We start from the raw sequence: 25211 nt of genomic DNA, 5'->3' as shown, positions 1-25211 counted from the left end.
TGAAGGGAGCTTTCATCGCGTCCGATGCGGTGAAAGCGTCCTTCAGCCCACGAGGCGGGAGGGCAGCCCGATGAGGTCCTTCGTCCCGGATCTGGTCAAGATCCTCGTCTTCGCAGTGGTGACCGTGCTGCTCACCGCGGTCCTCGGCGCCACCATCGCGAACACCAACTTCGGCGACACCTCCGGCTACACGGCCAAGTTCACCGACGCGTCCGGGCTCAAGGAGGGCGACGACGTCCGCATCGTCGGCGTGAAGGTCGGCCAGGTCGGCAAGATCGAGGTGGAAGAGGGCGAGAAGAACTTCGCCCAGGTCCATTTCGACGTCCAGACTTCGCACCGGCTGCCCGCGTCGGTCACCGCGACGATCAAGTACCGCAACCTGGTCGGCCAGCGGTATCTCTCGCTCGGCACGGACATCGGCGACGAGAAGTCGTTGCCGCGCGGCGGGGTCATCCCGCCCGAGCGCACCAAACCGGCGCTGAACCTGACCGTGCTGTTCAACGGGTTCAAACCGCTCTTCCGCGCGCTGAACCCCGAGGACGTCAACAAACTGTCCTACGAGATCATCCAGGTCTTCCAAGGCGAGGGCGGCACGATCACCAGCCTGCTCGCGCACACCGCGTCGGTCACGTCGGCCATCGCGGGCAAGGACAAGATCATCGGTGACGTCATCGCGAACCTCAACGCCGTGCTCGGCACGGTCGAGAAACGGTCGCCGGAGCTGGGCGAGCTGATCGACCAGACCCAGCGGCTGGTCACTGGGCTCGCCGAGCAGCGGCAGCCGATCGGGGAGGCGGTCAAGGCGCTGGGCGACCTCACCGTCGCCACGACCGGCCTGCTCGCCGACGCGCGGCCCGCGCTCAAGGACGACGTCGCGCAGCTCGGCGCGCTGTCGCAGAACCTCGGCGATTCGGAACAGCTGCTCGACCATCTCCTGCAGGTGCTGCCGGGCAACCTGCAGAAGTTCACCAGGACGCTGAGCTACGGCAGCTGGTTCAACTACTACCTGTGCGGGATCTCCGGCAGCATCGGCATCAAGTCGCTCAACATCGAACTGCCGATCACGCCGCTGCCCGGCACGCAGCGACCGGAGAGGTGCGGGCCGTGAAGCCGCTCAAGGAACGCAACCAGGCCGCGGTCGGCGGTGTGACGCTCATCCTGATCGTGCTGATCACGGCGACGACGTACTTCTCCGACCGGATCCCGTTGTTCGGCAGCGGGACGACGTACTCCGCGTACTTCGGCGAGTCCGCCGGGCTGGCGCCGGACAACGAGGTGCAGGTCGCCGGCGTCAAGGTCGGCCAGGTCAGCTCGGTGGAGCTGGCGGGCAGGAAGGTGCTGGTGAAGTTCCGGGTCAAGGACGTCCGGGTCGGCGACGCGACCGCCGCGTCGATCGAGATCAAGACGCTGCTCGGCGAGAAGTTCCTCGCGCTCACGCCGAAGGGCAAAGGGAACCAGGACCCGAACACCACCATCGGGCTCGACCGCACGCGGACGCCGTTCGAGCTGCAGGACGCGTTCCAGGAGCTGTCGGGCACGGTCGGCGAGATCGACACCGCGCAGCTGGCGTCGAGTTTCACCGTCCTTTCCGATGCGCTCAAGGACAGCCCGCAGTACCTCAAGGACGCGCTGAGCGGCCTGTCCTCCTTGTCCAAGACGGTGTCCTCACGCGACGGTGACCTGAAGACGTTGCTGGCCAACACGAGCAAGGTGTCCAAGACGCTGTCCGACCGCAACGCCCAGCTGAAACGGATCCTCGACGACGGCAATCTCCTGCTCGCCGAACTGCAGAACCGGAAGGACGCGATCAGCACCTTGCTCAAGGGCACGCAACAGGTCTCGGCGCAGCTGTCCGGTCTCGTCGCCGACAACCGGCAGCAGCTGAGGCCGACACTGGAGAAACTCGGCAAGGTCACCGACATCCTGCAGCGCAACCAGGACAACCTCAGCCGCAGTCTCGCGCTGATGGCGCCGTTCGCCCGCGTCGGCGCCAACGCGACCGGCAACGGGCGCTGGTTCGAGGGATACCTGTGCGGGCTGCTGCCGCCGACGATCATCGCGGGCGCGTTCCAGGTGAACCCGGAGGGCTGCACCCCGCCGATCGCGGCACCGAACCAGGGGGTGGGCGGACGATGAGCACTCAGGCACGCACGCTTTACCACTGGGTCGCGTCCGCCTGCGTCCTCGTGCTGCTCCTGACCGCGGGACTGTGGCTGGTGTTCAAAGAACCCGGCGGGACGCGGATCAGCGCCTACTTCGGGAAGACGGTCGGGCTCTACGCGGGTTCGTCGGTCCGGGTGCTCGGGGTGAAGGTCGGGGAGATCACCGGCGTCACGCCGCAGGGTGAGGCGGTCCGGGTCGACATGCGGATCGACGGCGACACACCGATCCCGGCCGACGCGGGCGCCGTCGTCGTCGCGCCGAGCCTGGTCAGCGACCGGTACGTCCAGCTGACCCCGGCGTACGAGAGCGGCCCCGAAATTGCGTCGGACACGGTGATCGCCAAGGAGAAGACGGCGACGCCGGCCGAACTCGACGACCTCTACACAAGTCTCGACAAGCTCTCGACCAGCCTGGGACCCAACGGCGCCAACAAGAACGGCGCGCTGTCCGACGTGCTCGACACCGCGGCCGCGAACCTCGACGGCAACGGCAAGAACCTCAACACCACGGTGACGCGGCTGTCCGAACTGGCCAAGACGCTGGACAGCTCCAAAGGCGACCTGTTCACCACGGTGCAGAACCTGAACTCCTTCACCGGCGCGCTGGCCGAAAGCGACAAGCAGCTCAACGAGTTCTACCGCCGGGCCGCGGACGTCAGCGGCTTCCTTGCCGCGGATTCCGCCGACGTGGGCGCCGCGCTGAACTCCCTGGCGACGGCGATGGGCGACGTCGAGAAGTTCGTCGCGGAGAACAAGGATCTCCTCTCGTCCAATGTGGACAAACTGGCCGGGCTGACGAAGGTGCTCGTGGACCAGCGGGCCTCGCTCGCCGAGGTGATCGACATCGCGCCGACCGGGGCCACCAACTTCATCAACTCCTACGACGCGGCGTCCGGCACGATCGCGGTGCGGGACAACCTGAACGAGCTGACGCATCCGCCGATCCTGACCGTGTGCCGCCTGATCAGCGCGAGCACGCCGAAACCGATCCCGGACGCGCTGGGCAATATCTGCAAACAGCTCGCGCCGGTCCTCGACGGCACGCTGAAACTCCCGTCGGTCCCGCAGGTGCTGGCCTCGTTGCAGAGCGGCGAACTGCCACCGCTGCCGCTCCCGCTCGTCGACGTCATGACGAAGGGGCTCCCGAAATGAGGCGGCAACGGCAGAAGATTGCGGGAGTGATGGCGGGCGTCCTCGTACTGGCCGGCTGCAGTGACGGCGGTTTTTCGGGGCTGTACAACACGCCCTTGCCGGGTGGCGCGGATCTCGGCGACCACCCGTACCGGCTCTCCGCACAGTTCTCCGACGTGCTCGACCTGGTGCCGCAGGCGAGCGTGAAGGTCAACGACGTCCCGGTCGGGCGAGTCGAGAAGATCGACCTCGCGGCGGACACACGATCGGCGTGGGTGAGCATGGTCGTCAACGGCGACATCGCGCTGCCCGCGAACGCTCGTGCCGAGCTGCGGCAGTCGAGTCTGCTGGGGGAGAAGTTCGTCGACCTGCACGCCCCCGAGAAGCCCGAAGGAGCGCTCGCCGAGGGCGCGAAGATCCCGCTGGACCGCACGAACCGCAACCCCGAGGTCGAAGAGGTCCTCGGCGCGCTTTCCCTGCTGCTCAACGGCGGCGGCGTCGAGCAGATCCAGAAGATCAGCCACGAACTCAACGAAGCGCTCACCGGCAACGAGGCCGAGGTCCGCTCGCTGCTGTCCCAAGTGGACAAACTGGCCACCGAACTGGACGGGCACAAGGGCGAGATCCTGCGCGCCATCGACGGCCTCGACAAGCTGTCCAAGACCCTCGTCGGCCAGACGCAGAACCTCACGAACGCGCTCGACAACCTCTCGCCGGGGCTCAAGGTGGTGACCGAGCAACGGGATCAGCTGGTCGGCATGCTGCAGTCGCTGAACACGCTGTCCGGGGTCGCGACCGAGACCATCAAGGCGAGCAAGGACACGCTGGTCGCGAACCTCCGCGCATTGCAGCCGACGTTGCAGAAGCTGACCGAGGCGGGCCAGGACCTGCCGACGGCGCTGCGGATCCTGCTCACGTACCCGTTCCCGGACTACGCGGGCAACGTGATCAAGGGCGACTACGCGAACGTGGAAGCCAAGATCGACCTGAACCTGGACACGTTCCTGGAGAACATGAACAACTCGTCGCAGCCGATCATCCAGTTGCCCGGTACCCAGGGCACGGGCACCCCCGGCGCGATCCCGTTCAACAACGGTGCCGCGCCGCCGGTGCTACCGCTGCCCGCCGGTGATCTCCCTCAGGCTCCCCAAACGCCCCAAGGGGATGTGCTGGGCGGCGTGCTCGGCGGGATCCTCGGGCCGCTGCTCGGAGGTGGCCGATGATCACGCGCAAGACCAGGATCCAGCTGGCGGCGTTCGTCGTCATCGCGGTGGTTTCGGTCGTCTACGCGGGCGGCAAGTACGCCGGACTCGACCGGCTCTTCGGCACCCGCGGCTACCTCGTCACCGCGCAGCTCGTGGACTCCGGCGGGATCTTCGTCAACGCCGAGGTCTCCTACCGCGGTGTCGCGGTGGGCAAGGTCGCGTCGATGACGCTCACCGAACACGGCATCGACCTCGGCCTCGACATCGATTCGGGGGCGCCGAAGATCCCCGCGGACACCAAGGCCGCGGTCGCGAACCGGTCGGCGGTGGGGGAGCAGTACGTCGATCTGCTGCCCATGCACGAAAACGGGCCGTACCTGGCCGAGGGATCGGTCATCAAACGGGACAAGACCTCGATCCCGCTGGCGCCGGACACCGTGCTGTCCAATTTGGACAAACTGGTGTCGAGTGTGAAACCGGAATCGTTGAAGACCGTCGTCGACGAGACCTACGAGGCCTTCGCGAACGCGGGCCCGGATCTGCGGCAGCTGCTGAACAGCACCGGTTCCCTCACCGCGACCGCGACCCAGTACCTGCCCGACACCCAGGGCCTGCTCGCCAACTCGCGGACGGTCCTGGACACGCAGCGACGGCAGGCGGACAACATCACCCAGTTCTCCAGCGGGCTCAAGACGATCGCCGCGCAGCTGAAGACGTCCGACCCGGACCTGCGGCGCGTGATCGACGAGGCTCCGAAGCTGAGCCGCCAGATCAGCGACGTGCTCGCGGTCTCCGGGACCGACCTCGGGGTGCTGTTCGCGAACACGCTCACGACCGCCCAGATCACCTCCGCCCGCACCGACGCGATCGAGGAACTGCTTGTCGCGTACCCGATCATCTCGGCGTTCTCGCGCTCGACCTCGCCGGACGGCACCGGTCACCTGGGTGTGGTGTTCAACTTCTTCGACCCGGTCTCGTGCACCAAGGGCTACGAGGGCACGAAACAGCGTCCCGCCAACGACACCACCGAGGCGCCGGTGAACACCCAGGCGTACTGCGCCGAGCCGCCGGGAAGCCCCACCGGCGTACGAGGCTCGCAGAACGCGCCGTACGCCGGGAAACCGCCGGCGGTTCCCGAGCGGCCGAAGCAGACCCCGCAGGCGGCGGAATCCGCTCAGCTGCCGGGTGTGCTGAGCCTGCTCACCGGATCCGCGCCCGGTGGACTCGGCGCGTTGCTGGGCGGCAAGTAGTGCTCACCCGTGCCCTCTCCGTCGTCGCCGCGCTGGCGGTCCTCGCGGCCGCGTGGTTCGGCTGGTCGTGGTGGAGCGCCGCCCGGGACGACGGCCTGGCGAGGGGCCGGGAACGCGAGGCCGTCCTGGCCGCCGCGTCCGGCCAGCTCGAAGTGCTCAACACGATCGACTACCGCAGCGGCGCCCAGGACGTCGACCGCTGGCTCGGCGTCACCACGGGACGGCTCGGCAAGGATCTCACCGGCGACCGGCAGATCCAGATCGACCGGGCGACCGCGAGCAAGACCGTCGCCACCGCCGAGCTCAAGCAGGCCGCGGTCACCGAACTCGACGCCGCCGCCGGGACGGCGCGGCTGATGGCCGTGCTGGACGTGCGGGTCAGCACCGGCGGCGGCTCGGCCGCGCCCAAGGTGAGCAGGCTGACCGTGGATTACCAGCGCGTCGAGGGTGGCTGGAAGGTCAGCGCGGTACAGGCGGCCGGATCATGACCGGGCGCGTCCCGCGGATCCTGATCGCGATCATCGCACTGGCGACCGGCTGCGCGGTGTGGTTCGGGCTCGAAGCGTCTTCGCTGGGCTCGGACGGCAACGCGGCGCTGGTGGACCAGGCCGCCACGGCCGAGGTCGCGGACCAGGTCGGCGCCGGGGTGAAGGCCGTCTTCTCCTACGACTACAGCAACCTCGCGCGCACCGAGCGGGCCGCGGCCGACGTGCTGACCGGCGAGGCGACCGGCCAGTACCGGGACCAGTTCGCGTCGGCCCGCAAACGAGCCGAGGACCAGAAGCTCGTGCGGACGACGACGGTCCGGTCGCTCGGCGTCCGGTCCTTGCGCGGGGACGAGGCCGAAGTGCTGCTGTTCCTCGACCAGCAGACGATGACCGCCGGGGGAGGCGCACCGCAGTCGACGGTCTCCCAGCTCTCGGTCACCGCGCACCGCGTCGACGGCCGGTGGAAGATCTCCCAGCTGACTCCGCTGTGATCACGAGACACGTTTCATGTTCGCGCCGGTGATCGCGCCGCCGGAAACGGTGTAGGAACCGGAAAAAGCACGCAGCGAACCGTCGGTCTGGCGAGCCGAAAGATGGACGTGCACGGTGTTCCCGCTCACGCCCGTCACGGTGAGGTCTGCCCAGGAAGTCGTCGCGAATCCCTTGACGTAGGAAGCATAAGCGCCGCCTTTCGCCAGTCGTCGCCCGCCGAGATTCCACGCGGTGAGGAAATCGCGCCCGTTGAGCGCGGCGTAGTAGGCGATCACCGTTTGCGCCACCGGAACCGCCGGTGCGGGATGGACCGTCCGTGTCTCCGGCGGTGCGACATAAACCGTCTGAGGTGGGGCCGCGACCGCAGGTGCCTGGAGCACGATCGTGGTCGGCGGAGCGACCACCGCGACGGCCGGAGCCGCCGTTCCCTGATGGGGTACCGCGCACGCGGCCAGCGCGCCCGCTGCCATCAGCGTCACCGCGGCCAGGTTCTTCGCTCCCATTTTACTCCCCTTTTCCTCGTGGTACCGAGAATGCGGGAAACAACGGACGCGCCACTAGGGGATTCGGACTCGTTACGAATGCTGAAAAACACGCCGGAACCGTTATCGGATCTTGTGCGCGCCGGTCTAGGACCACCCTCGTCTCACACCGGAACGCCCCCGGGTTTAGCGTTAGGCATGACCACTGCACCTGTCGATGTCGAGAGCGCCCGCCGCGACTACGCGGCCCTCGTCGACCGTGGCCTCTCCCTGGACATCACCCGCGGCAAGCCGTCCCCTCGCCAGCTGGACCTCGCCGACGGGCTGCTCGCCCTCCCCGGAGACGTGCGCAAGGCCGAAGACGGCACGGACGTCCGCAACTACGGCGGCCTCAAGGGCCTGCCCGAGCTCCGCCGCATCTTCGCCGGGCCGCTGCAGGTCCCGGCCGAGCAGCTGCTCGCCGCGGGCAACTCCAGCCTGGAGCTCATGCACGACTCGATCGTGCAGGCCTTCCTCAGCAAGCTCCCCGGCGCCGAGCGCCGCTGGGCCGACGAGCCGAGCGTCAAGTTCCTGTGCCCCGTGCCGGGCTACGACCGTCACTTCGCGCTGGCGGAGCGCTTCGGGATCGAGCTGATCCAGGTGCCGCTGACCGAAACCGGCCCGGACATGGGCTTCGTCGAGCGTCTCGTCGCCGAGGACGCCGCGATCAAGGGCATCTGGTGCGTGCCGAAGTACAGCAACCCGACCGGCGTCACCTACAGCGACGACACCGTGCGCCGCCTGGCGACGATGGTCACGGCCGCCCCGGACTTCCGGATCTTCTGGGACAACGCCTACGCCGTGCACCACCTCACCGACGAAGAGGCGCACCTGGCGGACCTGCTCGCGCTGGCCACCGAGGCGGGCAACGCCGACCGCGTGTTCGTCTTCGGCTCCACCTCGAAGGTCACCTACGCGGGTGGCGGCGTCGGCTTCTTCGGCGCCTCCGAGGCGAACCTGGCCTGGTGGACCGGCCTCATCGGCAAGCGGACCATCGGCCCGGACAAGGTCAACCAGCTCCGCCACGCGCAGTTCCTGCGCGACGAGGACGGCGTCCGCGAGCACATGCGCAAGCACGCCGAGCTCATCGGGCCGAAGTTCGCGGCCGTCGACGAGATCCTGACCAAGGAACTCGGCGAATCGGGCCTCGCGTCCTGGACCAAGCCGGCCGGCGGGTACTTCATCTCGCTGACCGTGCCGTCCGGGACCGCCAAGGAGGTCGTGCGGCTGGCCAAGGAGGCGGGCATCGCCCTGACCCCGGCCGGCGCGACCCACCCGTACGGCGACGACCCCGAGGACGCCGTCATCCGCATCGCGCCGACGTACCCTGAGCTGGCCGAAGTCGAAGAGGCCATCCGCGGCCTCGCCGTCTGCGTCCGCCTTGCCGCGGCGACGAAGAAATAATTCCGAGATCTTCTCCAATCCGGGCCACGAGTGGTTCCGAACGTCCGAGTGGGTGGGTGTGCACCGCAAAGACGAGAGGAACCACTCGTGTTCGGAAAGCCCTTCGTTCGTACCCTGATCTCGCGCAGCGCCGAGAACCGCACGGATCGCCGCCGGTTCCTGAAGGCCGCGGGCGCGGCGGGGCTCGGTGTGGTCGGCGCGACCTATCTCGGGGTTCAGGCCACTTCGTCCGCGTCGGCGACGGGTGAGGCCGCTGCCGCCGGTGAGGCCGCCGAAGCTCCCAGCGACGCCGCCGTGCTCAACTTCGCGCTCAACCTGGAGTACCTCGAAGCCGAGTTCTACTCCTTCGCCGTCCACGGCCGCGGGCTGCCGGACGATCTCACCGGCGGCGTCGGCGCCCAGGGTGGCGTCGTCGGCGGCAAGAAGGTGATGTTCCACGACAAGACGCTGCACCAGTTCGCGAAGGAGATCGCGGGCGACGAGGTCGCGCACGTCAAGTTCCTGCGCGGCGCGCTGGGCGAGGCCGCGGTGTCGCGGCCCGAGATCGACCTCAAGGACAGCTTCACCGCCGCCGCCCGCGCGGCCGGGCTGATCAGCGAGTACCAGCAGTTCGACCCGTTCGCCAACGAGAAGAACTTCCTGCTGGCGGCGTTCCTGTTCGAGGACGTCGGCGTGACGGCCTACAAGGGCGCCGCGCCGCTGATCACCAACAAGACGTTCCTGGACGCGGCCGCGGGCATCCTGGCCGCCGAGGCCTACCACGCCGCCACCATCCGGACCTCGCTGTTCGACCGGGGCCTCGGTGACGCGGCGGCCAAGATCTCCAACGCCCGCGACGCCCTCGACGGCCCCGGCGAGGACGACCAGGGCATCCTGCTCGGCAACCAGGCCAACATCGTGCCGGCCGACAACAACGGCATCTGCTTCGGCCGCGGCGCCGACCGGGTGCTGAACGTCGTCTACCTGAACCCCGGCCCGGTGAAGGAAGGCGGGTTCTTCCCCAAGGGGGTCAACGGCGACATCGTCGCCAGCGGCGGCGCGTGACCCCCGCTGACCGCTCTGTCGTGTCGCCGTTTCCCGGTACGGTCGGGTGACGGCGACACGACAGGGGGTCAGCGGTGAAGGCTGTGATCATCGGCGGCGGCGTCTCGGGCACGGTGACCGCGATGGCGTTGCGGCGGGCCGGGATCGAAGCGAGCCTCCACGAGGCGCACCCGTCCGGCGGCGAGGACGCGGGCGCGTTCCTGACGATCATGCACAACGGCATGGACGCCCTGCGCGCGATCGGCGCCGAGGCACCGGTGATCGACAACTCCTTCGGCGCGGTGGGGCTGGAACTCGTGACCCCGGACGGGCGGACCGTCGAACGGCGGTCGTTCGACATCGACGGTCTCGCCGGGCCTCGCACGATGACGCGAGCGGCGCTTTACCATGCGCTGCAAGAGGAAGCGATCTCACGCGGGATCACCTTCGAACGCGGGAAACGGCTGGTTTCCGCATCGCCGGGAGTCGCTCGCTTCGAGGACGGGTCCGTCGCCGAGGGGGACATCCTGATCGGCGCCGACGGGCTGCGGTCGGTCGTCCGGACCATCATCGACCCGGACTGCCCGCCTCCGCGCTCGACGGGCCTCGACGTCGTCTACGGCTACACGACCGACACGAGCATCCCGCAGGCACCGTCCCTCTATCGGATGATTCAGAGCCTGCACGCCTTCTTCGGCTACACGAGCACGCCCGACGGCGTGACGTACTGGTTCGCGCGGCTTCCCACGGCCGAAGGTGTGCGCTCCGGCCTGACGCCGGCCGAATGGTGCTCGGCCGCTTTCGCCGCCTTCGACGGGGAACCGTTGCCTGCCGCGGAAATCATCCAGTCCACAGGGGACGAAGTCTTCGGCGGGCATTCCTACGACGTCCCGTCGACGCCGGTGTGGTTCACCGAGTCGATGGTCCTCGTGGGCGACGCGGCGCACGCGGCCTCTCCCGCCGCTGGGCAGGGGGCGTCGATGGCGCTGGAGGACAGCGTCGTCCTGGCCCAGTGCCTGCGGGATCTTCCCGACGCCCCAACGGCTTTCGCGGCCTACGAGCGACTGCGGCGGGCGCGGGTGGAGGAACTGGTGGCCGGCAGCGCGGCGGTGTCGTCGGGGACGACGTCCGACCGGGACCGGAACTGGCTGTACCGGCACCACATCGAGTGGGACGCGACCATTCGCGTTTAGCCGGCTGACCGCGTGGGCTGCCGCCCTCGCCGTGTCCACAAAGGATGATCAAACGGCCGGCCGGGTATCCCTTTCTCGGGGAGAGGCCTTGTGGACAGTTGGGCCGGCGGTGGCGCTCCGCAGGTGGTCGTGCAGCCGGGAGCGTGTCGCGAAAGCCACTTTCGCGACGTCTGATGTCCCGAAAGTGGCTTTCGCGACGTCGCCTCAGCGCCGGATCGCCCACCACGGCACTGCCGCAGTACAGGAAGGCCCCCTTCCTGTACCTAGGCGCAAGGAAGGGGGCCTTCATGTACTCACGAGCTACTTCTTGTACAGGGCCTCGATGTCGGTCGCGTAGTTCTTGTTCACGATGTTGCGCTTCAGCTTCAGGCTCGGCGTGATCTCCCCGCCCGCCTCGGTGAAGTCGTTCGAGAGGATCGTGAACTTCTTGATCGCCTCGGCCTGCGACACCGCGCTGTTGGCCTGATCCACGGCCTGCTGGATCTCGGCGCGCAGCTCGGCGTCGTCGGCCAGGTCGGACACGGAGGCGTCGGCGGGCTTGCCGTGCTGCGACTTCCACGACGGGAAGTACTCCTCGTCGATGGTGATCAGCGCGCCGATGAACGGCCGCTGGTCGCCGACGACCATCGCCTGGCTGACCAGCGGGCTGGCCTTGATGGTGTCCTCGAGCCCGGACGGGGCGACGTTCTTGCCGCCCGCGGTCACGATGATCTCCTTCTTGCGCCCGGTGATCTTGAGGAACCCGTCGCGGTCCAGCTCGCCGAGGTCGCCGGTGTGGAACCAGCCGTCCTCGAGCGCTTCCGCGGTCGCTTCGGCGTTGTTGAAGTAGCCGCCGAAGACGACGTCGCCCTTCAGCAGGATCTCGCCGTCTTCGGCGATCCGCACCGAGGTGCCGGCGACCGGGCGGCCCACGGTGCCGACGCGGAATCCGTCCTGGGTGCCGACGCAGGCCGCGGCGGACGTCTCGGTCAGGCCGTAGCCCTCGAACACCGGGACCCCGATGCCGCGGAAGAAGTGCGCGAGCCGCACGCCGAGCGGGGCACCGCCGGACACCGCGGCCACGCACCGGCCGCCGAGGGCCGCGCGCAGCTTGCTGAACACCAGCTTGTCGAACAGCGCGTGCTTGATCTTGAGGCCCAGCCCGGCGCCGCCGGTGTCCTGGGCCTGGCTGTACGCGACGGCGGTGGCTTCGGCGGCGTCGAAGATCTTGCCCTTGCCGTCACCGTGCGCCTTCTGCTTCGCGCCGTTGTAGACCTTCTCGAACACGCGCGGCACGGCGACGACGAACGTCGGCCGGAAGGTGCCGAGGTCGGCGACGAGGTTCTTGACGTCCGAGGTGTGCCCGAGGGTCACCCGCGCGCTCAGCGCGGTCACCGCGATGGCGCGGGCGAGGACGTGCGCGAGCGGCAGGAACACCAGCAGCGAGTTGCCCTGCTCCATCAGCTGCGGGAACGCGGCGATGTCGGCGCGGATCTCGGCGAGGAGGTTCCGGTGGGTCAGCTCGACGCCCTTGGGGCGGCCGGTCGTGCCCGAGGTGTACACGATCGTGGCCAGGTCGCCTGCCTTCACCGTGCGCCGGCGCTCGTGCAGGTCGTCGTCGCTCAGCGCGGCGCCCTGCTCGGTGAGCCGGTCGACGGCGCCCGCCTCGATCTGCCAGGTGTGCTCGAGGGTGTCGAGGCGGCCCTTGACGGATTCGAGGGTCGCGACGTGGTCGTCGGTCTCGACGAACACGGCCTTCGCGGCCGAGTCCGAGAGGATCCAGTGGACCTGCTCGGCCGAGGACGTGTCGTAGATCGGGACGGTGACCGCGCCGGCGGCCCAGATCGCGAAGTCGATCAGGGTCCATTCGTAGCGGGTCTTGGACATGAGCCCGACCCGGTCGCCCGGAGCGATGCCCGCCGCGGCCATTCCCTTGGCCACGGCCAGAACCTGGGCGGCGAAGTCTTTGGCGGTGACGTCCAACCAGGTACCGTCGACCTGGCGGCGGAAACTCACGACATCGGAGAACCGCTCCGCGTTCGCCCAGACGACGTCGGCGAGATTCTCGTCGTCGGTCACCGGATTGGCGGCGGGGGCGCTGTATTCGCGCACGAGGAACCTCCGTGTTCGCGTGCAAGTGGTGTGACCGGTGTTACCCGCCAGTCAACTTAGCGTGCCGTGCACCTTAAGACCATGCTGACGAATCGGCCATACCCAGGGCATGACATTCTGCCGCTGTGAACCAGGCGCCGCCAGCTCTCGACATCGTCGACGAGACCTTCCTCGTGGTCCCGCCCTCCACCGTGGCCGCCGCTTTCGCCGATCCGCGATCTTGGTCACGTTACTGGCCGGACCTCGTCCTGGAGGTCTACACCGACCGTGGCGACCAAGGACTGCGCTGGACCGTGCGCGGTGCCTTGATCGGTACCATGGAGGTCTGGCTCGAGCCGGTGCTCGACGGCACTTTGCTGCACTACTTCCTGCGTGCCACTCCCGCCGGTCCGGACGGGGAGCCTCTCGTGCTCCAGGCCCGTGACCTGCGGCGGGAGTTCGATCGCAGGGCCCGTGCCGCCAAGGCGATCGCGCTCGGGCTCAAAGAGGTCCTCGAGGACGGGCGCGAGCCCGGGGTCGGTCCCCGGGCCGAGTAGGGGAGAGCATGCGGGTTCACGTGGTGTCGGACGTGCACGGCAACGCCGACGCGCTCAAACGCGCGGGCGACGGCGCCGACGCGCTGATCGTGCTGGGCGACCTGCTGGACTTCGTCGACTACCGCGAGCACGACAAGGGCATCATGGGCGCGCTGTTCGGCGCCGAGAAGGTCGGCGAGTTCGCGCGGCTGCGGCGTGAGGGCACTCGTGATGAGACCGTTGCCTTCTCGCGATCGTTGTGGGCCACTTTGGCCGATCCCGCCGCCGCGGTCGGCGAGGCGATCCAGGACCAGTACGCCGTCCTGTTCGGCGCTTTGACCGCGCCGACGTTCGCGACCCCCGGCAACGTCGACGACCCGTCGCTGTGGCCAGAGTTCGCCGGCGACGGCATCACCGTCCTCGACGGCGAGGTCGCCGAGTTCGGTGGGCTGCGCTTCGGGTTCATCGGCGGCGCGCTGCTCCCGCCGAACGTGGTCCCGCGCCGCAACGGCTTCTGGCGGCCGTACCTGCGCACCCGCGAGGAGTACGACGTCGCGGTCGCCGGGCTGGAGAACGTGGACGTCCTGTGCAGCCACATCCCACCCGCCATCCCGGAGCTGACCTACGACGTGATCGCGCGGCGGTCCGAGATCGGGTCGGCGGCGCTGGTGGAGCTCATCCGCGAGCAGCGGCCGCGGTGGTCGGTCTTCGGGCACGTCCACCAGCCGCTGACGCCGCGGACGAGGCTCGGCAGGACCGAATGCCGTAACGTCGGTCACTTCAAAGAGACGGCACAGCCGTACGTGCTGCGCTGGTGACCCTCGGCTGCGGCTACAGTTTGGACCATGGCCGAGCAGTCCACGCAGTCCATCGAGGTCGACGCCGAGCCCGCGCGGGTCATGGCCGTCATCGCCGACTTCCCCGCGTACCCGGAATGGGCCAAGGCCGTCCGGGAGACCGAGGTTCTCGCCGAGGATGACAACGGCCGCGCCAAGCAGGTGAAACTCACCCTCGACGCCGGGCCCATCAAGGACGTCTACACCCTCGAATACGACTGGGACGCCGACGGCCACGGAGTCAGCTGGCACCTGGTCAAGGGGCAGATGCAGAAGGCCCAGAACGGCCGCTACGCCCTCGAAGCGCTGGGCGCCGGCCGCACCAAGGTCACGTATACGCTGTCCGTCGAGCTGGCGCTGCCGATGATCGGGCTGCTGCGCCGCAAGGCCGAGAAGATGGTCATGGACACCGCGCTCAAGGAGCTCAAGAAGCGCGCTGAAGCATCCTGAGTCGAAGGGTAGGCATGCGGATCCTGCTGTTCACCGGCAAGGGGGGTGTCGGCAAGACCACGCTGGCCGCGGCGACGGCGGCGGCACTGGCCGGGCGGGGCAGGAAGACGCTCGTGGTCTCGACCGACCCGGCGCATTCCCTCGGTGACGCCTTCGGCCGCGCCCTCGGCGGCGAACCGTCCGAAGTGGACACGCTTTTACACGCCGCCCAGATCGACACCCGCGGTCTCGTCGACAGCACCTGGCGCGAACTCCGGCAGGAATTGCAGGCCGCGCTCGCGGGAGTGGGCCTCGACTCGCTCGACGCCGAAGAACTCACGGTGGTGCCCGGCGTCGACGAACTCCTCGCCCTCACCGAGGTCCAGCGCCTCGCCGAGCACGGTCCCTGGGAGACGGTCGTCGTCGACTGTGGACCGACCGCGGAAACGCTGCGCCTGCTGGCTTTGCCCGAAGCCGTCTCCGGCTATCTGTCCAGGATGTTCAAACCGGGCGCGCGGCGGACGGCGGCCGCGGTGCGGCGCCTCGGGGCGCATCTGGAGTCGCTGCGCACCCTGCTGACCGATCCGGCCACCACGACCGTGCGGCTCGTGCTGACCCCGGAACGCGTCGTCGTCGCGGAAGCCCGCCGGACCCTCAGTTCCCTTGCCCTGCGCGGAATCCTGGTCGACGGCCTGATCGTCAACCGGCTGATGCCCGCGCCCGGGTTCTGGCGTGGCGCGGCGGCCTCGTGGATGCGGACCCGGCGCGCGCAGCAGAACACCGTCCTCGCCGAGCTCGCCGACGCGGGCTTCGGGCCGGAGCAGGTGAAGCCCGTCGAGCATCGCGCGGTCGAGCCGGTGGGGCTCGAGGCGCTTCAGGAAATCGCGTACGAGCTCTACCAAGGTTTGGATCCCTTGGCGGGCAACGATAAGGGTGTCACCCCGCTCTTGCGGGTGTCCGAATCGGACAGCGGCTACGAGCTGCGGATCGCGGTGCCGCTGCACCGTGACTCCGAAGTGGACCTGGCCAGAGTGGACGATGATCTCGCCGTCACCGTGGACGGTTTCCGGCGGCTGATCGCGCTGCCGGAGATGTTGCGCCCGTGCCGGATCACCGGTGCGGAATCCGACGCGCACGGCCTGGTCGTGAGCCTGGCCGGGAACCGGGGACCCGGGTGAGCGAGAACAACGAGAACACCGGATCGGCGCCGCTCGACCTGGTCGAGGAGATCCGCCTGCTGGTCGAGCTGGTCGTCGAGCACGCCGCGCCGTGGCTGGAGGGAGTGATCTCCGCCGGGCACGGGTGCACCGACCACGATTCCGGCGGGTGGTGCCCGCTCTGCGCGGTCGTCGGGCTGGTCCGCGGGGAGCGGCCCGAGTTCGTGGCGCGCCTGATGGAGCAGGCCGCTCAGCTCGTCGCGCTGCTGCGGGCGGTGCTCGCCGATCGGTGGGAACCCGAGGCGGGCGTGCACATGCCGGGGTTCCAGCCTGCGCGGAAGGAGCCCGCGCGGGAAGATGCGCCGGTGGGAGCTTCGCGGGTCCAGCACATCACGGTGACCAGGCGCGACGCTTGGCAGCCGGACCGGGAGAACTGAGTTGCTGACGGTAGGGGTGGACGTCGGGGGCACGAGTGTGCGCGCCGGCGTCGTGGACGAGCACGGCTCGCTGATGGACACGGCCAGGGTCGGGACGCCCAGCGGTGAGGACGCGCTCGAAGACGCCATCGCAGGCGTCGTCGAAGACCTCCGCAACCGGCACGACGTCTCCGGCGTCGGCCTCGCGGTCGCCGGGTTCGTCGCGAAGGACCGGCGGACGGTGATGTTCGCGCCGCATCTGTCCTGGCGTGCCGCGCCGGTCGCCGAGCGCATCGAAAAGCGGGTCGGCCTGCCGGTGACCCTGGAACACGACGTGAACGCCGCCGCGGTCGGCGAGTACCGCTTCGGGGCCGCCCGCGGCGCTCATGTCGCCGCGCTGATCGCGCTCGGCACCGGGATCGGCGCGGGACTGCTGCTCGACGGCAAGATCTACCGGGGCGCGTACGGCGTCGCACCGGAACTCGGGCACCTGACCGTCGTCCCCGGCGGCAGGCCCTGCCCGTGCGGGAAGTACGGCTGCTGGGAGCGGTACTGCAGCGGGACGGCGCTGGCCGCGACGGCGGTGGAACTGCTCGCGCGCCATCCCGGCCGCTCGACCGTGCTCGCGCGCGAGACCAGGGGAGACCCCGGCTCGGTCACCGGACGCCGGGTCGCCGGTGCCGCCCGCGACGGAGACCCGATCGCCCAGCGCGCGATGACCGAGCTGGCGAAGTGGCTGGCCGAGGGACTGGCACTGGTCGCCGACGTCTTCGATCCCGAGATCATCGTGATCGGCGGCGGGGTGTCCGAATCGGCACCGCTGTTCCTCGACGAGGCACGCGAACGCTACGCGGACAAGATCACCGGCGCCGGGCACCGCCCGCTGGCACGGATCCGGGCCGCGCACCACGGCGACGATTCGGCGATCGTCGGCGCCGCCGCGCTCGCCGTCGACGCGGCGAAGGCTCCCGGCGCCGAGGTCGGTGTGACAGGCTGAAGCCGTGACCCGGCAAGACGGCAACGGCTTCGTGAAATGCGACTTCGGGCATCTTCACTGGGGCCTGAACGGCGCCGCCGGGCTGCTGCTGTCCGATCCCGCGCGCGGTGTCCTGCTGCAGCGGCGGGCCTGGTGGGTCCATCATGGACGCACCTGGGCGCTGCCAGGGGGCGCCGTCGAGGCGGGGGAGAGCCCGCGTGAGGCGGCCACCCGCGAGGCACTGGAGGAGGCCGACATCCCGCCCGGCCGGGTCCGCGCACTGGCGGCGGCGCACGTCGACCACGGGAACTGGCGCTACACCACGGTCCTGGCCGCGCCGATCGGCCCGCTTTCGGCCAGGGTGACGAGCGCGGAGAGCGCCGAACTGCGGTGGGTCCGGGCGGCCGAGGTCGCGGACTTCCGGCTGCACCGGGATTTCGCGGCGGCGTGGCCGGGATTGAGGGAACACTTGGATCGCAGGCTGGTACTGGTGGTCGACGGCGCGAACGTCGTCGGGTCGCGGCCGGACGGCTGGTGGCGCGACCGGCGTGGCGCCGCGGAACGGTTGCGCGACAAGCTCGCGGCCCTGGCCGGAACCGGGCTCGCCGATCCGGCGCTCCCCGGCGGCGGCGAGTGGTCGTGGTGGCCGAAGATCGTGCTGGTCGTCGAGGGCAAGGCGCGGGGAGTCGCGCCGGTACCCGGGGTCGAGGTCGTGGACGCCGAGTCCGACGGGGACTCCCGGATCGTGGCCGTCGCACGGGAGGCCCGGGCGGCCGGTCCGGACGACCACGTCGTCGTGGTGACCGCCGATCGAGAGCTGCGGTCCCGCGTCGAGGCACTGGGCGCTTCGACCTTCGGCCCCGGCACCCTTTGGGGGCACCTCGGCTAAGGGCGCGCGATCTTCCCGGCCCGCATCTCCGCGATGAGCGAAGCGACGACGGCGCGGAGGCTGCCGTTGTACTGCTTCGCCACCGCGCGCTGGCGCAGGTAGCTGGGCCCGCAGGTCAGGATCGTCTCCACCGACCGCAGTTCGTCGGCGCAGTCCAGGCGCCGGGCGACCGGTTCCAGCCGGTTCAGCAGGTCGTAGGTGTCGTCGGTGACCAGGCGCTCGTTGCCCGCCGCGTCGAGGATGACGATCGCGTCGACGCCGTAGCGCGCCGCGCGCCACTTGTTCTCCTGGACGTGCCACGGCGGCAGCGTCGGCAGGATCTCGCCGTCGTCGAGGCGTGCGCTGAAGTCGTCGACCAGGCATTGGGTCAGCGCCGAGATCGCGCCGACCTCCTCCAGCGTCGGCAACCCGTCGCACACCCGCATTTCGATCGTCCCGAAATGCGGCGCGGGCCGGATGTCCCAGCGGATCTCGGAGAAGTGGTCGATCACGCCCGTGGTGAACATGTCGTCGACGTAGCTCTCCAGCTCCGTCCACTTCCGGAACTGGAACGGCAGCCCGGCCGTCGGCAGCTGCTGGAACATCAGCGCGCGGTTCGACGCGTACCCGGTGTCCTCGGCGCCCCAATACGGCGAAGACGCCGAAAGCGCTTGCAGATGCGGCGCGTACTTGAGCAGCGCGTCCAGGATCGGCAGGGCCTTGTCGCGGTGGTCGACGCCGACGTGCACGTGGACGCCGTAGATCAGCATCTGCCGTCCCCACCACTGGGTGCGGTCGATGAGCTTGGCGTAGCGCTCCTTGTCGGTGACCTTCTGCTGGTACCACGTCGAGAACGGATGCGACCCGGCCGAGAACAGTTCGACGCCCAGCGGGTCGAGCACCGAGTGCACGACGTCCAGCGAGTCGTTCAGATCGGCTTTGACCTCGGCGATCGTGTCGCAGATCCCGCTGATCACCTCGATGGTGTTGAGCAGCAGCTCCTGCTTGATCTTCGGGTGCTCCTCCTCGCCGCCGGGACGGACGGCGTCGAGCACCTCTTCCGCGACCGACGAGAGCTCACCGGTCCGCCGGTCGACGAGGGCGAGTTCCCATTCCGCGCCGACCGTCGACCGGCGCGAGGGAGTGAAGTCGATCTTCATCTTCCGAATTGTCCGGCAGATCAGACCTGGGCGCCGTTGTTCGGATCCGCGCCGGGCGGCGGCCCCTGGCGCACCCGCAGCAGGAGCAGGGCGATCGCGGTCGCGAGGGCGAGGATGCCGAGCGGGGTGCCGAGCCGCGTGCCCATGCCGATCAGGTTGGGCGCGATCAGGAGCAGCAGGCCGAGCACGAAGAACAGCAGGACGATGAACGCGCCCTTGCGCGGACGCGGCAGGGGAGGCGGCTCGGGCGGCACGAAATGGCCCTCGTCGTCGCCCGGCCCGGCCGGGTCGTCCTCGAAGAGGGTCTTGTCCCAGCTGGTGCCGCCCCCGCGCCAGCCCGGTTCGGGTTCGGCGTCCGGCTGCTCGGGCCGCGGGGTCTTCTCGGCGGGCTTTTCCGCCGGTTTCTCCAGTTCCTCGTCCGGGAAAAGGCCGACGCCCTCCGCACGGAGGTCGGCCACGATCTCGGCGAACGTCGCGTCGACGTCCTCCGGCCCGTCCTTGCCTCTGCTCATCCGGCGTCCACCTGTCCCGCCCGGCGCACGGACCGGGCGAAGTCCACCGTACGCGTGAAGATCAGGCCCGCGTCGTGGTCTTGCGTGGCGACGTGGAAGCTGTTCTCCAGCACCACCTCGGTCACGTCCTCGCTGCCGATCCCGTCGAGGATCACCTGGGAGTTGACCGGCTCCACGATGTGGTCGACGGCCGAATGGAGCAGGAGCACCGGCTGGGTCACCTTGCCCAGATCCGCGCGGGTGAGCTTCCACAGCTTCGCCAGGCTCGCCGCGGCGCGCACGGGCGTCCGCGAATAGGCCAGCTCCGTCTCGCCGGGCTTCGCGATGTCGTTCGCCACGCCCGGCACCGACGGCAGGATCCTCGACAGGACGGGCAGCAGCTTGGCGTCCCAGCGCAGCGTCAGGACCGACGGGTTCACCAGCACGATGCCGGCGATCCGGTCGCCGAACTCCTCGGCGAGCCGCAGCGTCAGCGTCCCGCCCATCGACATCCCGGCGACGAACACCGTTTCGCAGGTCGCGAAGAGGGCCAGCAGCTCTTCACGGACCGCGCCGTACCAGTCCTCCCAGCCTGTCCGGTTCATGTCCTGCCACCGGGTGCCGTGCCCGGGAAGCAGCGGGCAGCGCACCGTGTAACCGGCTTCGGCCAGATGGTCTCCCCAGGGCCGCATGCTCGCGGGAGTGCCGGTGAATCCGTGGCACAGCAGGAACCCTGCTTCGGTCGAACCGGTGTGAGCGAACGGTTCCGCGCCGGCGAGGACGGCCATGCGATCGCCTTCCGTGAGAGCTGGGTAGGTCTACTATGTTCGCACGACCGGAGCGGCTTGTGGGCCCCCGGCCACCGGCGGAATGAGGCCGGATCGGATGTGAGATCCGTCGCTGGGTGCGGGTAACCGGGTGGACTTCGTTGTGCCCGGGGTGCGCGATTCGTAGTCTTGACCATCGGGCGCAGGGGTTGAGCTGCTAGGAGGAGTTTTCGCAGTGCTGTACTGGCTCATGAAACACGTGTTTATCGGGCCACTGCTCAAGGCGCTGTGGCCCACCAAAGTCGTCGGCGCGGAGAACATCCCCGACGACGGCGGCGCGATCCTCGCGGGCAACCACCTCGCGGTCGCGGACTCCTTCTTCATGCCGCTGCGCGTCAAGCGCAAGGTGACCTTCCCGGCCAAATCGGAGTACTTCACCGAAAAAGGCTTCAAAGGTCTGCTGAAGAAGTGGTTCTTCACCGGCGTCGGCCAGTTCCCGATCGACCGCTCCGGCGGCAACGCCGCGCAGGCCGCGCTCGACACCGCGACCCGGCTGGTCCGCGAGGGTCACCTCCTCGGCATCTACCCCGAAGGCACCCGCTCCCCGGACGGCCGCCTGTACAAGGGCAAGACCGGCGTCGCGCGGATCGCGCTCGAGTCCGGCGGCGTCGTCGTCCCGGTTGCCATGATCGGCACCGACAAGGTCAACCCGATCGGCTCGAAGATGTGGTGGCCGCGCCGCCTCGAGATCCGCTTCGGCAAGCCGCTCGACTTCTCGCGCTACGAAGGCCTCGCCGGCGACCGCTTCATCGAGCGGTCCATCACCGACGAGATCATGTACGCGCTCATGGAGCTGTCCGGCCAGGAGTACGTCGACATCTACGCCGCCAAGGCGAAGGAACTGCTCGCCGCCGAAGAGGCGGGGCTCCGCCCCAAGGTGCCCGCGCAGCCGTCCGCCCAGGACGTCGCCCGTATCCCGGACACCAAGGTCGGCTGACGCCCCACTAGGGTTCTCCGGTGCGCTTTTTCTACGACACCGAATTCATTGAGGACGGCGTGACCATCGATCTGGTGTCGATCGGTGTCGTGGACGAAAGAGGACGCGAGTTCTACGCGGTCTCGACCGATTTCGATCCCGGCAAGGCCGGCCCCTGGGTGCGCGACAACGTGCTCCCGAAACTCCCGTCGCCCGCCGACCCGGCGTGGCGCAGCCGCGAGAAGATCCGCACGGATCTGCTCGAGTTCTTCGGCAAGCCGCCCGGCGGGATCGAACTGTGGGCCTGGTTCGCCGCCTACGACCACGTCGCGCTGGCGCAGCTGTGGGGGCCGATGCCCGCGCTGCCGCGTCAGCTGCCGCGGTTCACGCGTGACCTGCGGCAACGCTGGGAGGACGCGGGCAAGCCGAAGCTCCCCGCGGCGCCGGACGACCAGCACGACGCGCTGGCGGACGCGCGGCACAACTACCAGCGGTGGCAGATCATCGAGTCCTACTGGCACCGGTAGGCCCTTACGTGAAGGCCCCTTCCCTCGGCTCAGCCGCAGGGTCCCGGCAAAGTCGCATAACCGCTGTTCGGTTCAGGGTCGTGAGTTACTCGAGGCACGCGTCAAGCCCCCGGGTGTCCACAAGGGACACTTTCGAGCGGCTAAATGTCCGATTGATGGCTAGATGTACGGTTCTCGAGGGGGGTCGTGAGTGGTAATGATCGTTCTAACGATCATTGCCACTCACGACCCCTTCGCAAAACGCCCGAATCGGGCACTGTTACCTGGAAAGTGTCCCTGTGGACAGGCGAGAAGGTGTCGGCCGCTGTGACGAGCCCCCACCCGTCATCAGAACCCGAATCGCCACCCACCCCACCAGCGGTTAGGTGACTTTGCAGGGACCCTCGGCTCAGCCGAGGGAAGGGGGCCTTCACGCGCGGCCGTTGTGGCTGGTGGGACTGCCGTGGCTGAAGTTGACGGTTCTGGCCGTGAAGGACTCCTTGAGGGACCCAGAGTCCCTCAAGGAGTCCTTCACAGCCACTGGTCACATGCCCTGGCGGCAGGCGAGAGTCCTTCACGGCGTCGGCCTGACGCGCCCTTCGCGGCTTAAGACGCGAGCCCTCCACCCCCCGTGCCGTGCAATGAACGGTCCTTTACTTGCGAAATTTGCCAGGAAAGGACCGTTCCTAGCGTTCCCGAGGGCACTCAGCGCCGCGAGGCCACCGCCTCCGCCAGCGTGTCCAGCAGTTCCGCCGTCGTCTCCCACCCGAGGCACGCGTCCGTGATCGACTGCCCGTACGTGAGCGAAGCGGCCGAGCCCAGCGTCAGGTCCTGCCGCCCTTCCACCAGGAAGCTTTCCAGCATCAGCCCCGCGATGCCCCGCTCACCGGCACCGATCCGCTCCGCGAGTTCGCGGACGACCGAAGCCTGCCGCACGTGGTCCTTCGCGCTGTTGCCGTGGCTCGCGTCGATGATCACGCGTTCCGGCAGCCCCGACTTCGCCAGCCGTGCGAGCGTGTCGGCCACCGTCACGGGGTCGTAGTTCGGGCCGGCGGAGCTGCCGCGCAGGATCACGTGGCAGTCCTCGTTGCCGGCCGTGGTGATCAGCGCCGCGAGCCCGTCGGGGTTGATACCCGCGAAGACGTGGCTGGCGCCGGCCGCGCGGGTGGCGTCGACGGCGACCTGGACGTCGCCCTCGGTCGAGTTCTTGATCCCGACCGGCATCGACAGCGCGCTGCACAGCTGCCGGTGCACCTGGCTCGCCGCGGTCCGCGCGCCGATGGAACCCCAGGTCACGGTGTCGGAGATGAACTGCGGGGTGATCGGGTCGAGGAATTCGCAGCCCACCGGCAGGCCGAGCGCGGAGATGTCCAGCAGCAGTTTGCGCGCCATCCGGAGGCCGTGGTTGACCTCGTACGTCCCGTCGAGCCCGGGGTCGTTGATGAGGCCCTTCCAGCCGAGCGTGGTCCGCGGCTTCTCGAAGTAGACCCGCATGACGATGTGCAGGTCACGGCGGTGTTCTTCGGCCTTGGCGGCGAGGCGGCGGGCGTAGTCGAGCGCGGCGTCCGCGTCGTGCACCGAGCAGGGCCCGACGACGACGAGGAGCCGGTCGTCCCGGCCGTCGAGGATGTCGACGGCCGAGGCCCGCCCGGCTAGGACGGTATCGGCGATTTCCGCCGTCATCGGATGTTCGTGCCGCAGCATCGCGGGCGACAGCAGCGGGTTGATGGCCGCCGTGCGGTGCCCGTCGAGGGCGATCAGGGTGTCAGCGGAGGGAGACATCGCGGGTCTGGTTCCTTTCGAAAGGGATACCGACCCGCGGGAACTCGCCGAGCCGGTGTGATTCCGGCTCGGGGTGGACGTCAGCGCAGGTTCACGCGGCCGTGCCCACCCGGGGCCGGCTTCGTAAACCAGAAATAGCGCTGCACGGGGCCAAGCTAGCACATCCCGGGCGTGGACCGATTCCCGAGGTGGTCCGCCCTGCACCGATCCAGAGAACTCCCGCTACGCTGGCGGCGGGACATGTGACTGTCATCTCTACGGAACACAAGACGGAGGCTTCTCATGCGTGTCGGTGTGCTGACCGGCGGTGGCGACTGCCCGGGGCTCAACGCGGTGATCCGCGCTGTGGTGCGCAAGGGCATCGAGGTGCACGGCTGGGACATCGTCGGGTTCCGCAACGGCTGGAACGGTCCCCTCACCGGGGACAGCCGCCCGCTCGGCCTGAACGACGTCGAGGACATCCTGACCCGCGGCGGCACGATCCTGCGTTCGTCGCGGACCAACCCGTACAAGGTCGACGGCGGCGTCGACAAGATCAAGGCCGTGCTCGCCGAGCAGCAGGTCGACGCGCTGATCGCGATCGGCGGCGAAGACACCCTCGGCGTCGCGAAGCGGCTCACGGACGACGGTGTCGGCGTCGTCGGGGTGCCCAAGACGATCGACAACGACCTCGGCGCCACCGACTACACCTTCGGCTTCGACACGGCCGTCTCGATCGCCACCGAGGCCATCGACCGGCTGCACACCACGGCCGAGTCGCACCACCGGGCGCTGGTCGTCGAGGTCATGGGCAGGCACGCGGGCTGGATCGCGCTGCACTCCGGGCTCGCCGGCGGCGCGAGCGTGATCCTGGTGCCGGAGCGGCACTTCAGCGTCGACCAGGTCGTCTCGTGGGTCGAGCGCCGGTTCGAGAAGGAGTACGCGCCGATCATCGTGGTCGCCGAGGGCGCGCTGCCCGAGGGCGGCGAGGAGAAGCTGCTGACCGGGGAGAAGGACGCCTTCGGGCACGTCCGGCTCGGCGGCATCGGCACCTGGCTGGCCGACGAGATCGCCGCCCGCACCGGCAAGGAGTCCCGCGCGGTCGTGCTCGGGCACGTCCAGCGCGGCGGCACCCCGACGGCGTACGACCGCGTGCTCGCCACCCGGTTCGGGCTCAACGCGGTCGACGCCGTTGCCGACGGTGACTTCGGCGTGATGGTGGCGCTGCGCGGCACGGACATCGTCCGCGTCAAGCTCTCCGAGGCGACCGCCGAGCTGAAGACCGTCCCGGTCGAGCGGTACGAAGAGGCCGAGGTCTTCTTCGGCTGAGCCCTGTTTCAGGAGAAGGCCCCTTACTTTGTGCTGTGTTCAGGTAAGGGGCCTTCCTTTTCTT

General features: G+C 69.1%; 26 protein-coding genes. 20 read left to right on the top strand and 6 right to left on the bottom strand.

Annotated elements, in window-relative coordinates:
- Positions 1-70 precede the first annotated feature (70 nt).
- From DMH01_RS10775 to DMH01_RS10745, 7 genes are read left to right on the top strand one after another with little or no spacing between them, the layout of a single operon-like run.
- A complete protein-coding gene (locus DMH01_RS10775; RefSeq protein ID WP_125675585.1) occupies positions 71-1108 on the top strand; it encodes an MCE family protein in 1038 nt (345 codons plus the stop codon).
- Positions 1105-2136, top strand: a complete 1032-nt coding sequence (locus DMH01_RS10770; RefSeq protein ID WP_199745429.1) for an MCE family protein — start codon at positions 1105-1107, stop codon at positions 2134-2136. The genes DMH01_RS10775 and DMH01_RS10770 overlap by 4 nt, the downstream gene beginning before the upstream one ends.
- A complete protein-coding gene (locus DMH01_RS10765) occupies positions 2133-3314 on the top strand; it encodes an MCE family protein (RefSeq protein WP_125675581.1) in 1182 nt (393 codons plus the stop codon). Before DMH01_RS10770 ends, DMH01_RS10765 begins: the two co-directional genes overlap by 4 nt.
- The gene (locus DMH01_RS10760; protein ID WP_125675579.1) at positions 3311-4516 is read left to right on the top strand and encodes an MCE family protein; all 1206 of its coding nucleotides are present in this window, start codon (positions 3311-3313) and stop codon (positions 4514-4516) included. Before DMH01_RS10765 ends, DMH01_RS10760 begins: the two co-directional genes overlap by 4 nt.
- Positions 4513-5748, top strand: a complete 1236-nt coding sequence (locus DMH01_RS10755) for an MCE family protein (RefSeq protein WP_034322594.1) — start codon at positions 4513-4515, stop codon at positions 5746-5748. The genes DMH01_RS10760 and DMH01_RS10755 overlap by 4 nt, the downstream gene beginning before the upstream one ends.
- Positions 5748-6236 carry a hypothetical protein gene (locus DMH01_RS10750; RefSeq protein ID WP_125675577.1) on the top strand — a complete coding sequence of 163 codons (489 nt, stop codon included), beginning with the start codon at positions 5748-5750 and terminating at the stop codon, positions 6234-6236. Before DMH01_RS10755 ends, DMH01_RS10750 begins: the two co-directional genes overlap by 1 nt.
- The gene (locus tag DMH01_RS10745) at positions 6233-6727 is read left to right on the top strand and encodes a hypothetical protein (protein ID WP_125675575.1); all 495 of its coding nucleotides are present in this window, start codon (positions 6233-6235) and stop codon (positions 6725-6727) included. Before DMH01_RS10750 ends, DMH01_RS10745 begins: the two co-directional genes overlap by 4 nt.
- On the opposite strand, the gene DMH01_RS10740 is transcribed toward DMH01_RS10745, so the two are convergent.
- On the bottom strand, positions 6728-7231 hold the full coding sequence (locus tag DMH01_RS10740) for a hypothetical protein (RefSeq protein WP_125675574.1): 504 nt from the start codon (positions 7229-7231) through the stop codon (positions 6728-6730). It abuts the gene before it with no gap.
- Between the two features lie 177 nt (positions 7232-7408).
- Between DMH01_RS10740 and DMH01_RS10735 the strand changes: the two genes are divergently transcribed.
- The 3 genes from DMH01_RS10735 to DMH01_RS10725 all read left to right on the top strand — a co-directional run bounded on the left by DMH01_RS10735 (position 7409) and on the right by DMH01_RS10725 (position 10869).
- The gene (locus DMH01_RS10735; protein ID WP_125675572.1) at positions 7409-8653 is read left to right on the top strand and encodes an aminotransferase class I/II-fold pyridoxal phosphate-dependent enzyme; all 1245 of its coding nucleotides are present in this window, start codon (positions 7409-7411) and stop codon (positions 8651-8653) included.
- Positions 8654-8740: 87 nt separating this feature from the next.
- The gene (locus DMH01_RS10730; RefSeq protein WP_125675570.1) at positions 8741-9697 is read left to right on the top strand and encodes a ferritin-like domain-containing protein; all 957 of its coding nucleotides are present in this window, start codon (positions 8741-8743) and stop codon (positions 9695-9697) included.
- A gap of 74 nt (positions 9698-9771) precedes the next feature.
- Positions 9772-10869, top strand: coding sequence for an NAD(P)/FAD-dependent oxidoreductase (locus DMH01_RS10725; protein WP_125675568.1), 1098 nt, complete (start codon positions 9772-9774; stop codon positions 10867-10869).
- 300 nt (positions 10870-11169) lie between these two features.
- On the opposite strand, the gene DMH01_RS10720 is transcribed toward DMH01_RS10725, so the two are convergent.
- The gene (locus DMH01_RS10720; RefSeq protein WP_125675566.1) at positions 11170-12960 is read right to left on the bottom strand and encodes a long-chain fatty acid--CoA ligase; all 1791 of its coding nucleotides are present in this window, start codon (positions 12958-12960) and stop codon (positions 11170-11172) included.
- Positions 12961-13085: 125 nt separating this feature from the next.
- Here DMH01_RS10720 and DMH01_RS10715 point away from each other — a divergent pair, with 125 nt between their 5' ends.
- The 7 genes from DMH01_RS10715 to DMH01_RS10685 are packed head-to-tail and all read left to right on the top strand — an operon-like array spanning position 13086 to position 18178.
- Entirely contained in the window at positions 13086-13496 is a 411-nt protein-coding gene (locus DMH01_RS10715) for a polyketide cyclase / dehydrase and lipid transport (RefSeq protein WP_125675564.1), read from the top strand.
- 8 nt (positions 13497-13504) lie between these two features.
- Positions 13505-14293: a metallophosphoesterase gene (locus tag DMH01_RS10710; protein WP_125675562.1), complete on the top strand. Its 789-nt coding sequence runs from the start codon at positions 13505-13507 to the stop codon at positions 14291-14293.
- A 27-nt stretch (positions 14294-14320) separates the two neighbouring features.
- A complete protein-coding gene (locus DMH01_RS10705; protein ID WP_125675560.1) occupies positions 14321-14761 on the top strand; it encodes an SRPBCC family protein in 441 nt (146 codons plus the stop codon).
- A gap of 14 nt (positions 14762-14775) precedes the next feature.
- Complete coding sequence (locus DMH01_RS10700; protein ID WP_125675558.1) at positions 14776-15918, top strand: ArsA family ATPase; 1143 nt, start codon at positions 14776-14778, stop codon at positions 15916-15918.
- Positions 15915-16334 carry a hypothetical protein gene (locus DMH01_RS10695; RefSeq protein ID WP_125675556.1) on the top strand — a complete coding sequence of 140 codons (420 nt, stop codon included), beginning with the start codon at positions 15915-15917 and terminating at the stop codon, positions 16332-16334. The genes DMH01_RS10700 and DMH01_RS10695 overlap by 4 nt, the downstream gene beginning before the upstream one ends.
- A gap of 16 nt (positions 16335-16350) precedes the next feature.
- Complete coding sequence (locus tag DMH01_RS10690) at positions 16351-17310, top strand: ROK family protein (RefSeq protein ID WP_039923619.1); 960 nt, start codon at positions 16351-16353, stop codon at positions 17308-17310.
- A gap of 4 nt (positions 17311-17314) precedes the next feature.
- Positions 17315-18178 carry an NUDIX domain-containing protein gene (locus DMH01_RS10685; RefSeq protein ID WP_125675554.1) on the top strand — a complete coding sequence of 288 codons (864 nt, stop codon included), beginning with the start codon at positions 17315-17317 and terminating at the stop codon, positions 18176-18178.
- Here the strand turns inward: DMH01_RS10685 and DMH01_RS10680 are convergent.
- Genes DMH01_RS10680 through DMH01_RS10670 form a run of 3 tightly spaced genes read right to left on the bottom strand, consistent with a single transcriptional unit; the run spans position 18175 to position 20596 of the window.
- Positions 18175-19317 carry a glutamate--cysteine ligase gene (locus DMH01_RS10680; RefSeq protein WP_125675552.1) on the bottom strand — a complete coding sequence of 381 codons (1143 nt, stop codon included), beginning with the start codon at positions 19315-19317 and terminating at the stop codon, positions 18175-18177. The genes DMH01_RS10685 and DMH01_RS10680 overlap by 4 nt on opposite strands.
- A 20-nt stretch (positions 19318-19337) precedes the next feature.
- Positions 19338-19829: a hypothetical protein gene (locus DMH01_RS10675; RefSeq protein ID WP_125675550.1), complete on the bottom strand. Its 492-nt coding sequence runs from the start codon at positions 19827-19829 to the stop codon at positions 19338-19340.
- Positions 19826-20596 carry a carboxylesterase gene (locus DMH01_RS10670; RefSeq protein WP_125675548.1) on the bottom strand — a complete coding sequence of 257 codons (771 nt, stop codon included), beginning with the start codon at positions 20594-20596 and terminating at the stop codon, positions 19826-19828. Before DMH01_RS10670 ends, DMH01_RS10675 begins: the two co-directional genes overlap by 4 nt.
- A 214-nt stretch (positions 20597-20810) precedes the next feature.
- Here DMH01_RS10670 and DMH01_RS10665 point away from each other — a divergent pair, with 214 nt between their 5' ends.
- Positions 20811-21572 carry a 1-acyl-sn-glycerol-3-phosphate acyltransferase gene (locus DMH01_RS10665; protein WP_007033728.1) on the top strand — a complete coding sequence of 254 codons (762 nt, stop codon included), beginning with the start codon at positions 20811-20813 and terminating at the stop codon, positions 21570-21572.
- 20 nt (positions 21573-21592) lie between these two features.
- Positions 21593-22078 (top strand): polyadenylate-specific 3'-exoribonuclease AS, encoded by a 486-nt coding sequence (locus DMH01_RS10660; protein WP_061984256.1) that lies wholly within the window; start codon positions 21593-21595, stop codon positions 22076-22078.
- Between the two features lie 684 nt (positions 22079-22762).
- Here DMH01_RS10660 and DMH01_RS10655 read toward each other — a convergent pair.
- On the bottom strand, positions 22763-23839 hold the full coding sequence (locus DMH01_RS10655; protein ID WP_125675546.1) for a 3-deoxy-7-phosphoheptulonate synthase: 1077 nt from the start codon (positions 23837-23839) through the stop codon (positions 22763-22765).
- A gap of 282 nt (positions 23840-24121) precedes the next feature.
- Between DMH01_RS10655 and DMH01_RS10650 the strand changes: the two genes are divergently transcribed.
- Positions 24122-25147 (top strand): 6-phosphofructokinase, encoded by a 1026-nt coding sequence (locus DMH01_RS10650; protein WP_034322513.1) that lies wholly within the window; start codon positions 24122-24124, stop codon positions 25145-25147.
- Positions 25148-25211: the final 64 nt, after the last annotated feature.

The sequence above is a fragment of the Amycolatopsis sp. WAC 04182 genome, assembly GCF_003947465.1.
Taxonomy (GTDB): domain Bacteria; phylum Actinomycetota; class Actinomycetes; order Mycobacteriales; family Pseudonocardiaceae; genus Amycolatopsis.
This window is presented reverse-complemented; position numbering and strand designations above follow the sequence as displayed.